General features: G+C 73.9%; 11 protein-coding genes, 1 tRNA gene and 1 pseudogene. 9 read left to right on the top strand and 4 right to left on the bottom strand.

What is annotated here, in order from left to right; genetic code table 11:
- Window positions 1–76 precede the first annotated feature (76 nt).
- Window positions 77–814: a (d)CMP kinase gene (cmk, locus tag ACIRS1_RS30670; RefSeq protein WP_387906566.1), complete on the top strand. Its 738-nt coding sequence runs from the start codon at window positions 77–79 to the stop codon at window positions 812–814.
- 198 nt (window positions 815–1,012) lie between these two features.
- Entirely contained in the window at window positions 1,013–2,467 is a 1,455-nt protein-coding gene (gene der, locus ACIRS1_RS30665) for a ribosome biogenesis GTPase Der (protein WP_360209930.1), read from the top strand.
- A gap of 273 nt (window positions 2,468–2,740) precedes the next feature.
- Here der and ACIRS1_RS30660 read toward each other — a convergent pair whose 3' ends face one another.
- Window positions 2,741–3,604: a hypothetical protein gene (locus ACIRS1_RS30660; protein WP_402845364.1), complete on the bottom strand. Its 864-nt coding sequence runs from the start codon at window positions 3,602–3,604 to the stop codon at window positions 2,741–2,743.
- Window positions 3,605–3,840: 236 nt separating this feature from the next.
- On the bottom strand, window positions 3,841–4,662 hold the full coding sequence (locus tag ACIRS1_RS30655; RefSeq protein ID WP_387906561.1) for a hypothetical protein: 822 nt from the start codon (window positions 4,660–4,662) through the stop codon (window positions 3,841–3,843).
- A gap of 595 nt (window positions 4,663–5,257) precedes the next feature.
- Here ACIRS1_RS30655 and ACIRS1_RS30650 point away from each other — a divergent pair.
- The 7 genes and pseudogenes from ACIRS1_RS30650 (at window position 5,258) to ACIRS1_RS30620 (ending at window position 11,495) form a co-directional block, all read left to right on the top strand.
- A complete protein-coding gene (locus ACIRS1_RS30650; RefSeq protein WP_402845362.1) occupies window positions 5,258–6,046 on the top strand; it encodes a transglycosylase family protein in 789 nt (262 codons plus the stop codon).
- A 271-nt stretch (window positions 6,047–6,317) separates the two neighbouring features.
- On the top strand, window positions 6,318–6,794 hold the full coding sequence (locus ACIRS1_RS30645) for a transglycosylase family protein (RefSeq protein ID WP_402845360.1): 477 nt from the start codon (window positions 6,318–6,320) through the stop codon (window positions 6,792–6,794).
- A 195-nt stretch (window positions 6,795–6,989) separates the two neighbouring features.
- Window positions 6,990–7,670 (top strand): annotated as a pseudogene (locus tag ACIRS1_RS30640) (alpha-ketoglutarate-dependent dioxygenase AlkB family protein); the annotation flags it as partial.
- Window positions 7,671–7,953: 283 nt separating this feature from the next.
- Window positions 7,954–8,814 carry an acyl-CoA thioesterase II gene (locus tag ACIRS1_RS30635; RefSeq protein ID WP_360209922.1) on the top strand — a complete coding sequence of 287 codons (861 nt, stop codon included), beginning with the start codon at window positions 7,954–7,956 and terminating at the stop codon, window positions 8,812–8,814.
- Window positions 8,815–9,012: 198 nt separating this feature from the next.
- On the top strand, window positions 9,013–9,804 hold the full coding sequence (locus ACIRS1_RS30630; protein WP_402845357.1) for a DUF1684 domain-containing protein: 792 nt from the start codon (window positions 9,013–9,015) through the stop codon (window positions 9,802–9,804).
- 182 nt (window positions 9,805–9,986) lie between these two features.
- The gene (locus tag ACIRS1_RS30625) at window positions 9,987–11,288 is read left to right on the top strand and encodes an MFS transporter (RefSeq protein ID WP_396317973.1); all 1,302 of its coding nucleotides are present in this window, start codon (window positions 9,987–9,989) and stop codon (window positions 11,286–11,288) included.
- A 133-nt stretch (window positions 11,289–11,421) separates the two neighbouring features.
- A tRNA-Pro gene (locus ACIRS1_RS30620) sits at window positions 11,422–11,495 on the top strand.
- 892 nt (window positions 11,496–12,387) lie between these two features.
- On the opposite strand, the gene ACIRS1_RS30615 is transcribed toward ACIRS1_RS30620, so the two are convergent.
- Both ACIRS1_RS30615 and ACIRS1_RS30610 read right to left on the bottom strand, forming a co-directional pair.
- A complete protein-coding gene (locus ACIRS1_RS30615) occupies window positions 12,388–12,516 on the bottom strand; it encodes a hypothetical protein (RefSeq protein WP_402845355.1) in 129 nt (42 codons plus the stop codon).
- Entirely contained in the window at window positions 12,506–13,759 is a 1,254-nt protein-coding gene (locus ACIRS1_RS30610; RefSeq protein WP_402845353.1) for a TIGR02679 family protein, read from the bottom strand. The genes ACIRS1_RS30615 and ACIRS1_RS30610 overlap by 11 nt, the downstream gene beginning before the upstream one ends.
- Window positions 13,760–13,767: the final 8 nt, after the last annotated feature.

Raw genomic sequence — 13,767 nt, 5'->3', positions numbered from 1 at the left:
ACCGGGGTCCGGCGCCGGTCCATTAACCTTGAGGAAGACAATCCCCTGCCGTCTGCCCGCCCAGGCTCCGGCTCCCATGCTCAGAGAGAGGTTCGGCCCCGTGGACACTGCCGACCGAGCGCACGCCCCGGTCGTCGTCGCCATCGACGGACCCTCCGGCTCCGGGAAGTCGACCGTCTCGCGGGCGGTCGCCGCCCGACTGGGCCTGAGCTTCCTGGACACCGGCGCCATGTACCGGGCGATGACCTGGTGGATGCTGGCCAACGACGTCGACGTGACCGACCCGGAGGCGGTGGCCGTCGCGTGCGGCAAGCCGGTCATCGTGTCGGGCACCGACGCCGACGGCCCCACCATCACGGTGGACGGCCAGGACGTCTCCGGCCCGATCCGCGGCCCCGAGGTGACGGCGCAGGTCAGCGCCGTGTCCGCGGTGCCGGCGGTGCGGACCCGACTGGTGGAGCTGCAGCGCGGCTGCGCCGAGGTCGCCGAGCGCGGCATCGTCGCCGAGGGCCGGGACATGGGGACGGTGGTGTTCCCGAACGCCACCGTCAAGGTCTTCCTGACCGCCTCCGAGCAGGCCCGGGCCGAGCGCCGCGCGGCCGAGCTGCGCGCCAAGGGCGTCGACGAGGCGACCATCACCGCGATGGCCGCCGACCTGGCCCGCCGGGACGCCGCCGACTCCTCCCGGAAGACGGCGCCGCTGACCCAGGCCGCGGACGCGGTCCTGGTCGACACCAGCGACCTCACCCTGGAGCAGGTGATCGGCCGGATCGCCGCGCTGGTGGAGGAGCGGGCCGGGCTGTCCTCGGTCTGACCGGGTCGGGGCTTCCAGAGCCCCGGGGCGTGAACGCCCGGAACCCTCGACCGCACCGCGGTGCCGCCCCGGCGGCACGTAGGACGCGATCGCGCCGCCGAGGCGCGACGTGAGAAGTGATTCGCGCTGCCCCGACCGGGGCAGGTACGCACGGCACGCCCCTGGGAAGGGCCGGGCCGGGAAACGGAACAGACGAACATGACCGCAGAGCACTCCACCGCCGATCACGGCGGCCTGGACGCCGCCGACTACGCCGAGTTCATGGCCCTCGCCGCCGAGGAGGGCTACGACATCGACGGCGTGGACGGCTTCGACGGCGCCGAGCACGTCCCGCTGCCGGTGCTGGCCGTCGTCGGCCGCCCGAACGTCGGCAAGTCGACCCTGGTGAACCGCATCATCGGCCGCCGCGAGGCCGTCGTCGAGGACAAGCCGGGCGTCACCCGCGACCGGGTCACCTACGAGGCCAGCTGGAACGGCCGCCGCTTCAAGGTCGTCGACACCGGCGGCTGGGAGATCGACGTCCTCGGCATCGACGCGATGGTCGCCGCGCAGGCCGAGCTGGGCATCGAGCAGGCCGACGCGGTGCTGTTCGTGGTCGACGCCACCGTCGGCGCCACCGACACCGACGAGGCCCTGATCAAGCTCATCCGTCGCGCCGGCAAGCCGACGGTGCTGTGCGCCAACAAGGTCGACGGCCCGTCCACCGAGGCCGAGGCCGCCTACCTGTGGTCGCTCGGCCTGGGCGAGCCGTTCCCCGTGTCCGCGCTGCACGGCCGCGGCTCGGGCGACCTGCTCGACGCCGTCATGGACGCGCTGCCCGAGGCCCCGCCGCAGACCTTCGGCGACGCCGCCCCCGGCGGCCCGCGCCGCGTCGCGCTGATCGGCCGGCCCAACGTCGGCAAGTCCAGCCTGCTGAACAAGGTCGCCGGCGAGGAGCGGGTGGTCGTCAACGAGCTGGCCGGCACCACCCGCGACCCGGTCGACGAGATGATCGAACTCGGCGGCAAGACCTGGAAGTTCGTCGACACCGCCGGTATCCGCCGCCGGGTCCACCTGACGGCCGGCGCCGACTTCTACGCCTCGCTGCGCACCTCCTCCGCCCTGGAGAAGGCCGAGGTCGCGGTCGTCCTGATCGACGCCAGCGAGACCCTCGCCGAGCAGGACACCCGGATCATCTCGATGGCCGTCGAGGCCGGGCGCGCCGTCGTCATCGCCTACAACAAGTGGGACCAGCTCGACGAGGAGCGCCGCTACTACCTGGAGCGCGAGATCGAGCGCGACCTCGTCCAGGTGCAGTGGGCCCCCCGGGTCAACGTCTCGGCGAAGACCGGCCGCCACATGGAGAAGCTCGTCCCGGCGATCGAGACCGCGCTGGAGGGCTGGGAGACCCGCATCCCGACCGCGCGGCTGAACGCCTTCCTCGGCGAGCTGGTCGCCGCCCACCCGCACCCGATCCGCGGTGGCAAGCAGCCGCGCATCCTTTTCGGCACCCAGGCGGGCGTGCGCCCGCCGCGCTTCGTGCTGTTCGCCTCGGGCTTCCTCGAGGCGGGTTACCGCCGCTTCGTCGAGCGCCGGCTGCGTGAGGAGTTCGGCTTCGTCGGGACGCCGATCTCGATCTCGGTGCGCGTGCGGGAGAAGCGCAAGAAGAAGTAGAGGTAGGAGGAGAGGTGGCGGTGCCGGGTAGCTGATACCCGGTGCCGGCACCGCTGCGGTACGAGCGGTCGCCCTCGTCGGGGCGGCCGTGTGCGAGGGCCCTGTCACCTTGGTGGCGGGGCCCTCGCCGGTTGTTACGGGGTGGCCGGGGGGTGCTCGGCGAGGTGCGGGAGGGGAGGGGCGGCGTGGCAGGCGCCGGAGGTGAGGGAGGGGGAGCGGCGGCGCGGCAGGGGAGGAACGGGAGGGCGGAGACGGGCCGGGGCCGCTCTCCGGTCAGTGGTGGTCGCCGTTGCGGCCCGGGGGGAGGGAGAGCATCTGGCGGTGCCGTCCGCCGGCCGGCGGCGGAGCGGTGGCCACGCCGGAGGCCGTCCCCATCATCGGGGCGGGCGCGGGGGGCGGTGCCGGCACCGTGTGCGGGATCGGGCCGAGGTAGCCTGCGGCCACCCAGCCCTGGCCGTTGGTGAACTGGGGGGCGGGGGACGGGGCCGGGGCGGGGTCCGTGGCGGTGGCGGTCTGACCGAAGCCGTCGCTGGTGGGGGCGGCGGGCTCGGGGTGGGCGGGGCTGTGGCCGGTGTGGTGCGACGGGTGGTGGCCGGTGTGGCCCGCGCTGTGGCCCGTGTGTCCGGCAGGGACGGCCGTGTGGCCTGCGGTGTGTCCCGCGTGCCCCGTGTGTCCGGCAGGGCCGGTGTGTCCCGCGTGCGCGGAGTGTCCGGTGTGGTGGGCGGTGCCGTGGGCGAGGTGGTGATGGGTGCCGTGGCCGGCGCCGTGCCCCGTGCCGTGGCCCGCGCTGTGTGCGGTGCTGTGTGCGGTGGAGTGCGCGGCCTGCTGGTTCGGCATGAACTGCGGGAGGCCGGCCGTCTGACCCCCGTAGGTGTGGAAGGACTGCTGCTGCGGGTACGCGCCGCCCAGCCCCGAGTAGGCGTCGCGGACCGCGAAGCCGGTGAACTTCAGGTCCTCCTCGCCGGAGCGGTCGCCCGGCAGCGCGCGGAACAGCCGCCGGTACTCGGAGTACAGCTCGTCGTAGATCGGCGTCGTCGAGTGGGGGTGCTCCGCGTCGTACGACGGGCGCATGCCCGGGATGGAGCGGGGGGCGGTGGTGGTCAGGCCGGGGGACGAGGAGACGTCGTAGCTGTACACACAGGGGCCAACGAGTGAGGGGGCGGGGGGATGCGGGGTGCCGGGGCCCGGCCGGAAGGCGGCTCGGCCTCGGTGGAGGCCGCCTTCCGGCCGGGTGGCCGGGCGTGGCGCGGAGCGGTGGCGGGGCGTGGGCGCGGAGCGGTGGCGGGCGGGAGCGTTGCTGCCGTGGGACCCGGCCGGTGCGGGGGCTCGGCTCGTGCGCCCCGGCGCCGACCAGGTGCGCCGAGGGGCGGGGCTCAGGTGCCGGCGAGCGGGAGGGAGGCGGCGACCACCTGGCCGAGCGCCACCGCCCGCTCGAGGGCCTGGCGGAGCAGGTCCTCGCGGGGCTGGCGGCCGACCATCCCCGCCGGGACGGCGTACATCGTCACCTCGGAGAGCTGGCTCGCCGCCAGCCGCCAGGCGTCGGTGACCTGGAGCGGCTGGTGGGCCTGCCACCAGCCGGTGCTGCCGCCGGCCGCCGCGGGCTGCAGGATCGCGTGCAGCTTGCCCATCGCCACCAGGACCGACCAGCCGGAGAGCTGGTCCGGGGTCTCGTCGAGGTCGGTGATGCGCTGGAAGCCGGCGTCCTGGAGCAGGTCGAGGAACTCGTCCTCGCCGGAGGTGCTGCCCGGACGGCCGACCGGCCCCGTCGGCTCGACCACCAGTGAGGCGTGCCCGACCTTGCCGTGCAGGACCAGCCCGCAGGTGATGCCGAGGATGGCGGCCTGGCCCGGCGCGGTCTGCTGCGCGGCGGGGGCGGGAGCCTGGGCCAAGGCGGGATCCGCGGCCGGGGCGCCGGTCTGCGCCTGGTGGATGCTGCGGACGGCGCCGACCAGCTGCTCCTCGGCCACCGGCACCACCTGGGACGGGATGCAGCGGGCGTGGGCGAAGGCGAGGACGGCCGTCTCCTCGCCCACGAACAGCACGGTGCTGGTGGGCTCCACGTGGGTGTCGCCGGGAGTGCGGCAGGAGGTGCACTCGTAGCTGTCCGGTGCGCGGTCGCCGCCGAGGAGGCGGTCCGCCTCGTCGTCGCCGATCTCGGACCGGACCTCGTCGCTGACGTCGAGCATGCGCGGCACAGGGTCTCCTCGGGTGGGTGCGGTTGGGGTCGGGGGCGGGTGACGGGGAGGTCGCCATGACCAACGGGCCCTTGTGTCAGGCGTCACGGGTGGCCGTCGAGGCTGACGGGAATTGCCTCGGATCCGACCGCGAGGAGTGTTCTCGTGGTCGCAATGTGTCGATGTCGGTGGCAGGCCTGCCGGATTGAAACGGTGAGGTGGGTCACGCGGCCTCGATGTTTGATCTACGAATTGACGGCCAAAGCGGACAATTCGGGCATGATTGCTTGGTCATTACCGCCGGTAACCCTTCGCTGAGCTGGGCAGACCGGTGGAGGTTTGGTTTACCCGTCGACCGACTCGTAGCTTCATTGGCGGCGCAACGAGCGCCACCCGGGTTCACCCCCGACGCCCTGCCCCTCCCCGGCCCCGCCGGGCGCGGCAGGTGCCCGCCGACGCGATCGCTCGAACAGGTCGCCCGGCGAGCGGCTGGGTGGCCAGGGCGGCAGCGGCACGTCCGACACGTGCACGGCCGTCCGACGGACGCGGCAAGCGAACGCGGCCCTCTCCAGGGCCTGGTTCCGCATGCCCGCCCGGGGCTGTCGAGAGGAACCCCATGACCTTCCGTAACGAGACCGCCGCTGCCACCACCACCGCCGCCACCAAGCGCAACCGCGTTCGGATGGCCGTCGTGGCGGGCGCCGCTGTCGCGGCCCTGCCGGTGGCCGGCCTCGTCACGGCCACCTCGGCCTCCGCCGCCTCCGTCTCCACCTGGGACGCCGTCGCCCAGTGCGAGAGCGGCGGCAACTGGGCCATCAACACCGGCAACGGCTTCTACGGCGGGCTGCAGTTCACCTCCAGCACCTGGGCCGCCTTCGGTGGCACCGCCTACGCCTCCCAGGCCAACCTGGCCACCAAGGCGCAGCAGATCTCCGTCGCCGAGAAGGTTCTCGCCTCGCAGGGCCCGGGCGCCTGGCCCGTGTGCTCCGTCAAGGCCGGCCTGACCAAGGGCGGCGCCCCCGCCGCCGTCGACACCTCCGCCGGTGCGACCGCCGCCAAGCCGGCCGCCCCGGCCGCCAAGCCGGCGCAGACCCCCGCCCCGGCCGCCAAGGCCGAGGTCGCCCCGAAGGCCGCCGCCCCCAAGGCCGCCGCCCCGAAGAGCGACGCCCCGAAGGCCGCCGCTCCGAAGGCCGCGCCGAAGAACGACGCCGCCAAGGGCGCCTGGACCGGCTCGAACGACGCCAAGCCGGCCAAGGGCGACAGCTACACCGTCAAGTCCGGTGACACCCTGAGCTCCATCGCCGCGGCGAAGGGCCTGGACTGGCACGACCTGTACAAGAACAACGCCAAGGTCATCGGTGGCAACCCCGACCTGATCCTCCCGGGCCAGGCCCTGAGCATCTGAGTCCGGTCACCCGGTCACCCGGTCTCGGCGGTTCGTCCGGTGATGCGTTCCGGTGATGCGTTCCGGCGGCTCGTTCCGGTGACCTGATGGATGGCGGGCGTCTGACGCTCGTTCAAGGGCCTCCGGCCCGGCCTCGCGCCGACACCACGGCCGCTCCTCCGCTGCGCGGGGGAGCGGCCGTCGGCGTTCCCGGCGTGTCGGGGAGGGGCGGGCGGCGGCGGGCCTATCGTCGGGCGCTATGCGGCATTCGCGTGACGGGGGTGGGGGCGGGGTGCCGGTCGTGCCGACCGTGCTTTCGGTCGGTGGTCCGGTCGTCGGTCCGGTCGTCGGTCGGTTCGCCGGTCGGCGTGTCGGTCCGGTCGTGGGTCGGTTCGTCGGTCGGCGTGTCGGTCCGTTCGTCGTTCCGTTCGTGGTGCCGGCGCTGGTCCTGGCGCTGCTGACGGTTCCCGGTGGCTCGGCCGGTGCGGCGAACCGGGTCGCTGACCTGATCTGGGACGGGCTCGCCGACTGCGAGAGCGGCGGTGACTGGCAGGCGGACACCGGCAACGGCTACTACGGCGGCCTTCAGATCTGGCTGCCCACCTGGGTGGATGCCGACGGCCTGCGGTTCGCCGACCGGCCGGACCACGCGACGCGGCGCCAGCAGACGAGCGTCGCCGAGGAGATCCTCCGACGGCAGGGCTGGGAGGCCTGGCCGAGCTGTGCGCGGGACCTCGGACTGATCGTCGACGCGACCGGGGGCGACTGACCGCCCCGGCGGGGCGGGTTCCGGCCGTCGGGGGGCTGTGATCTCTTGCCGTCGGCCGGTTACCGCCGATCGTTACCGGCTTCCGCCGATCGTTACCGGCTTCCGCCGATCGTGACCGGCCTCCGCCGATCGTGACCGGCCTGCGCCGACCGTGACCCTGACTGTGGTCGGCGCGTGCGGGAGGATGGTGGGGTGATCCAGGGTGAGCTGTTCGGTGACCCTTCGGCGACCTCTGCCGCGCGCGGGCGCTCCGATCCCGCCCCCGGCGCCGTCCTCCTCCCCGGCTGGCTCGACGCCGCGGCGAGGCTGCGCCTGGTCGCCGCCTGCCGGGAGTGGGCCCGCCCGCCGGCCGGCCTGCACACGGTCCGCATGCCGACCGGCGGGACGATGTCCGTACGGATGGTGAGCCTGGGCTGGCACTGGTACCCGTACGGCTACCGCGACGTCGCCGAGGACGGCGCGCCCGTCAAGCCCTTCCCGCCCGAGCTCGGCCGCCTCGCCCGTCAGGCCGTCGCCGACGCCTACGGCCCGGACCCCGCGGGCATCCCGGGCGCAGCCGGGTACGAGCCCGACACCGCGATCGTCAACCACTACCCGCACGGCGCGAAGATGGGCCTCCACCAGGACCGCGACGAGCGGGCCGACGCCCCCGTGGTCTCCCTCTCGCTCGGTGACACCTGCGTCTTCCGGCTCGGCAACACCGAGACGCGGACTCGCCCGTGGACGGACCTGGAGCTGCGCAGCGGGGACCTGCTGGTGTTCGGCGGTCCGGCCAGGTTCGCGTACCACGGCGTGGTGCGCACGCTGCCCGGGACGGCGGATCCGGAGCTGGGCCTGGCCGGGCGGCTCAACATCACGGTGCGGCAGTCGGGGCTGGCGCCGCGCACCCCCGGGGCCCCGCCCGGTTCCGGTTCGGGGACGGGTGCGGGTGCGGGTTCGCGCTCCGGTTCGGGGACGGGTGCGGGCTCCGGTTCTGGTGCGGGTTCGGGTTCGTCGTTCGAGGCCTCGTTCGAGTGAACCGGCCCCTCGGGCCCGCCGGGCGGGAATGACCCCGGTCGCCGGAGAATTCGAGTGGGTTGGAGAATTCGATCAGGACGGGCACCGGCAACCGGACGGAAGACCTCCGCCCCGGCCGACGGCCCGGAGAGGAAACGCACCCATGGGTACCCCCGTTGACGACCTGGTCGACCTGCTCGACCTGGAGCAGATCGAACTGAACATCTTCCGCGGGCGCAGCCCCGAGGAGGCGCTGCAACGGACGTTCGGCGGCCAGGTCGCCGGACAGGCCCTGGTCGCGGCGGGGCGCACCGTGGACGGCGACCGCCCGGTCCACTCGCTGCACGCCTACTTCCTGCGCCCCGGCGTGCCCGGGGTCCCGATCGTCTACCAGGTCGACCGGATCCGCGACGGCCGTTCCTTCACCACCCGCCGGGTGCTCGCGATCCAGGGCGGCCGGTCGATCTTCGCCCTCACTGCCGACTTCCACCTCCCAGAGGCGGGCGGGATCGAGCACCAGCACCCGATACCGGACGTCCCCGCCCCCGAGGACCTGCCCAGCGCACTCGAGGAGGTCGGATCCAGGCTCGGCGAACTCCCCCCGTTCATCAGCCGCCGCCAGCCCTTCGACATCCGCTACGTCGACCGGCTGCGTTGGACCAAGGAGGAGCTGGCCGGCGTCGAGGCGCGCAGCGGCGTCTGGCTGCGCACCAACGGGCAGCTGCCCGACGACCCGCTGATCCACGTCTGCGCCCTCACCTACGCCAGCGACATGACCCTGCTGGACGCCGTTCGCGCCCCCGTCGAGCCGCTCTGGGGCACCCGGCACTTCGACATGGCCTCGCTGGACCACGCCATGTGGTTCCACCGCCCTTTCCGGACGGACGACTGGCTGCTCTACCAGCAGGAGTCGCCGATCGCGCACGGTGCGCGCGGGCTCGCTCGCGGACAGATCTACGACCGGAGCGGGCAGCTCGTGGTGTCCGTGGTCCAGGAGGGGCTGTTCCGGCCGCTGAACGGCTGATCCGGCCCCTGTCCGGGTTCGGGGCCCTCCGGGGAGGCGGGCGGCCTGCGGCGCCGGGGCCTCGGCCCGGTGTTGCCGCCGTGTTGCGGTTGCGGCGGGCCGGGATGAACCGTCCCGACGCGCGGCGTTGTGCTGGTTGACCGAGCTGGGCGGCCCGAACCGCGGGCCGTCCGAGGACCGAAGTGGGAGGGTTCACCGATGACGGCGACGGCCGCGGAGGACTGGAAGCACTGGAGCGACAACCGGGCGGCGGCCGTGAGCGCGCCGCACGGCCAGCTGGCGCTCACCGGCACGCACTGGCTGGAGCCCGAGCCCGCCCGGATCCCCGGTCTGCCCGGGCAGTGGTGGACCGACGCCGAGGGCGTCCGGCTCCGGGCGGAGGCGGCCGAGGGCGTCACCGTCCACGGCGTCGACGGGCCGGTGGACGGCGAGGTACTGCTCCGCCCCGACACCGACCCGGCCGCCGACCGCGCCACCCTCGGTGACCTGCTGCTCGTCCCGATCGAGCGGGAGGGCGAGCTCGCCCTGCGGGTCTTCGATCCGGCCGCGCCGACCCGGACCGCCTTCGCGGGGATCTCCGCGTACCCCTACTCGCCCGAGTGGGCCGTCCCCGCGGTCTTCACCCCGTTCGAGGACACCGGCGACCAGTCCGTCCTCGTCCCCAACGCGGACGGGAAGGAGCGGCCGCTCGCCGTCGCCGGGCAGATCGCCTTCACCGTGGCCGGCGAGCACCGCACGCTGACCGTCAGCGGCTCCGGCGACCGCCTCAGCGGCGTCATCGCCGACGCCACCAGCGGCATCGACACCTACCGGTTCCGCTTCATCGCCCTGCCCGCCCCGGACGCGGACGGGCACACCGTCCTCGACCTCAACCGGGCCTACCTGCCGCCCTGCGCGTTCGCGGACCACTTCATCTGCCCCTTCCCGCCGCCGGGCAACCGGCTCGACTTCGCGGTCGAGGCCGGTGAGAAGCAGGTCCTGACCAGGTAGGACGGCCCGGAGCCGGGCCCCGGTGCGGGGCGCGCGGCGGGCGGGGCGCACGATGGGGGGTTGTGTCGACCAATCATCCTGCCAATTCAGCCCCGCCGTCAGACCCCGCGCCGTCCGACCCCGCGCCGGAACCGGGCGCCGCGCCGGTATCGGGCGCCGTCCCGGCGCCCGGGTCCTCCGCAGTGCCCACCGACGCACCGGTCCCCGATGCCGCCCTGCCGGCCGACCCCGCGCCCGGCCCCGAGTCCCGCCCCTGGTACCGACGCGCCCTCGCCGACGTCAGCCCGCTGCGCGACCACGCCGACTACCGCCGGGTCTGGCTCGGCCAGGCCGTCTCGTCCATCGGCCAGCAGATGACGGCCGTCGCCGTCTCCGTCCAGGTCTACGACCAGACCGGCTCCGCCTTCGCCACCGGCCTGGTCGGCCTCTTCTCGCTCGTCCCGCTCGTCGCCTTCGGCCTCTACGGCGGCGCGATCGCCGACAGCGTCGACCGGCGCAGGCTCGGCCTGATCGGCTCGGCCGGGCTCGCCGCCGTCTCCGCCGTCCTCGCCGTCCAGGCCCTCGCCGGCCTCGGCCAGGTCGCCGTCCTCTACGCCGCGGTCGCCGCCCAGGCCGGCTTCTTCGCGCTCAGCTCGCCCGCCAGGTCCGCCATGATCCCCCGGCTGGTCCCCGCCCACCAGCTCCCCGCGGCCAATGCGCTGAACACCGTCAGCATGAACCTCGGCCTCACCGTCGGCCCCATGCTCGGCGGCGTGCTCATCGGCACCTACGGCGCCCAGGCCGCCTACCTCGTCGACACCGTCGCCTTCGCCGGCACCCTCTACGCGATGTGGCGCCTGCCCGCCATGCGCCCCCTCGGCGACCGCAAGGGCCGCGCCTCCGTCCTCGACGGCCTCCGCTTCCTGCGCGAGCAGCCCAACCTGCGCACCAGCTTCCTCGCCGACCTCGCCGCGATGATCTTCGGCATGCCGCGCGCCCTCTTCCCCGCCATCGCGGTCACCTTCTACGGCGGCGACGCCCGCACCGTCGGGCTCCTGGTCTCCGCCCCCGCCGTCGGCGCCCTGGCCGGCGCCCTCTTCTCCGGCTGGGTCGGCCGCATCAACCGCCAGGGCGCCGCCGTCCTCGCCTCCGTCGCCGCCTGGGGCCTCGCCATCGCCGCCTTCGGCGCGCTCCACAACCTCTGGCTCGGCCTCCTGCTGCTCGCCGTCGCCGGCTGCGCCGACACCGTCAGCATGATCTTCCGCAACACGATGATGCAGGTCGCCGCCCCCGACGAGATGCGCGGGCGCCTCCAGGGCATCTTCATCGTCGTCGTCGCCGGCGGCCCCCGCCTCGGCGACTTCGAGTCCGGCGCCGTCGCCTCCCTCACCAACCCGGCCACCTCCGTCATCACCGGCGGCCTCGCCTGCGTCGCCGCCGTCCTCCTCCTCGCCGCCCGCCGCCCCGCCTTCCTCAAGTACGACGCCCGCCACCCCACCCCCTGACCCACCCACCCCGACCCGGCAGCGAGCACCCCTCCACGTGCTGTATTGTTTTCCACGTCGCCGGGACAACCGGGGACAAGGTCGAGAAGCCCACGGCAGAGCCCCCCAGGCTCCACCAACGGCAGCGAGACCACGGGACGTGGCGCAGCTTGGTAGCGCACTTGACTGGGGGTCAAGGGGTCGCAGGTTCAAATCCTGTCGTCCCGACTGTGAAGTCGGTTGTGAGAGCGGGTACTTGGGAAACCAGGTGCCCGCTCTTTTGCTGTGGTGGTCGCAGTGTGGTCGCGGACGCTCGTTCGCGTCATTCCAGGGGGCGCATCCGGGGGCGTGGGGCGCTTAGATGTAGTCGATATGCGGCTTTTATCTGTTCAGTCGAGGTGACTGAGCGTAGTTCTTCGTTGAGTGGACTTCTGCCCCGTGTCGAAGCGGCATGGGTTCCCGGAAGCGGGCATGCCTGTGGAGCCCGCGGCGTCAGGTGTGGTGGCTCCGGGGCTGAGCGAGCGTCAGTGATGGACCGGCGGTGCCGGCCGTTTAGCTGGCCCTCGCCGCGTTCTGGGCGGGCCCGGTGGACCGGGGTGGCTGTAGCCGTGCGGTTGTGTCAGGCCGCGTGACTGAACAGCGGGTTCGGCAAGGGTCCGGCGAGGGCGTCGGCGCCGCAGTGGGTGCGGGCTTCGGCGAGGTGGAGCCTGGTTTCGATGGTGTGGACCGCGGCCATGGCGACATCCCAGGTCAGGTGGCTGTAGATGTTCGGGGTGGGCGGGGTGCGGGAGCGTGCCGAGCTGCTGGTGGACCACGCGCTGCGCGGTCTGGAGGCGCGGTGAGCGCCACGTGTGTGGCCGCGCGGAGGCCGATGTCCACGTGCCAGGAAAGGGAGTGACGGTGGTGCGCCGTGAACTCCGATCGGACCCCCTGCGCGGAAACCCTGTGAGCCGCAAGTGCAGCCGGCAACGGTGTAACCCGCTGCTGGTGGCGAGAGTTCGAGGCTTCACCGCGGCTGCGGCGTGCTGTCCGGGCGGGCGAAGACGAGCCCTTCGAGGTGGTTGCCGGAGTGGGCATGGACGGCGCTCATCGCGGTGTCGACGTGGACCGGGACGGTCGGTCAGGCGGCAGTGCGGCCCGCAGCATCGTCGATCGCGTCGTAGAGGTGGGAGCCCTTGGCCCAGCTCATGAGGATCTGCCGGTTGACCAGGATGAGGTGGTGGCGGGCGGCGAAGCTGCTACCGACCACCGAGGTCGGTGAGGAGCAGGTCGATCAGGTGCTCTTCTTCGATGCGGACACCGTGGTGGGCGAGGGCATCGCTCAGAGCGGGGTCCCAGGGGGTGGGGGCCGGGGTGCCGGTGGTGAGGGGTGTGCCGAGGCCGCGTTCGACGGCGGCGAGGTAGGCGGGGGCGTCGTAGCGCCAGGGCGCGGCGCCGGGCAGGCGCAGGACGCCGGTGGCGATGCGGATGCCGCCCCAGTCGAAGTCGCCGTGGTAGGCGAGCGGGCTGCCCTGGTCGGCGAGCCGTGTGAGCAGGGCGCGGGCGGCGGCAGAGGGGTTGCCCTCGACGCAGACCAGCGGTGGGCAGGCGGGGCCGAGTTCGTCGGCTGCGGCGGCGAGGACGGCCGGGTTCTCGCAGGCCCGTACGGGAAGCCCGTTCACGCCCAGGTTGGGTTGCCGCGACAGTTGGCGGAGCGTCAGGACGCTGGGCTCTCCGCCTTCGTGCGCGGCGGCGAGGATGCGTCCGGTCGTGTCGCGGGTCGATCCGGGCAGGCCCAGGACCAGGACGCGGGAGGAGAGTTCGTCCAGCGCCACGCCGACCGCTGCCCAGGCGGCGCGGCGGCCTTCGGCGCCGGTGGCCGCCTCGGCTGGCAGCGCGGCGAGTGCGCGGACGGCGGACTGGACGAGTGCGGCCAGCGGTCGGCCCGCGTCCAGCGCGTGGGCGTCGCCGAGGGTGCGGGCGGCGAGGACGGGGAGGGTGAGGCCGTCTGCCGGGAGTGCGGAGAGGACCCGTACGGTGTCGGCGGCCAGTTGCCGAGCGGCGGTCGGCTCTCCGCCGGAGAGGCGTTTGAGCAGCCCGGTCGCGTCCAAGCCGGCGAGCCAGCCGATGAGTTCGGGCCGGTCGGTGAGGGACGGGTGGTCGAACTCGGCGCGTGCGCGCTGCCAAGCGGTCGCGAGGGTCGCTTCCTCGGCCCGCCGGTCGGTGACCGGGCCGGCGAGCGCGATCACCGCCGCCGCGAGACCGTCCGGGCAGGCCAGTGACTCGCGCAGCACGCGGTCGACCTCGGCCAGCGGCACGGTCAGGGAACTGCCGGAGCGCAGCCGGCGGCCGAGCAGCAGCTCGACCGCGCGGCGCTGTTCGGCGGTGGCGGCCTTGAGGGTGGCCGGGGTGTCCAGGGGACGCCCGTTGGCCAGCCGGTCGCGGGCGCGTTCCAGCAGCCAGGCGGTCCCGGGACCGCCGAGCAGGCGGCGAAGTCGCGGCAGGTCCGTCATCGGCCGCT

This window comes from Kitasatospora sp. NPDC101176 (genome assembly GCF_044768035.1).
Taxonomy (GTDB): domain Bacteria; phylum Actinomycetota; class Actinomycetes; order Streptomycetales; family Streptomycetaceae; genus Kitasatospora.
Note: the sequence above shows the minus strand (reverse complement) of the source record. Positions and strands in the feature narration are given on the sequence as shown.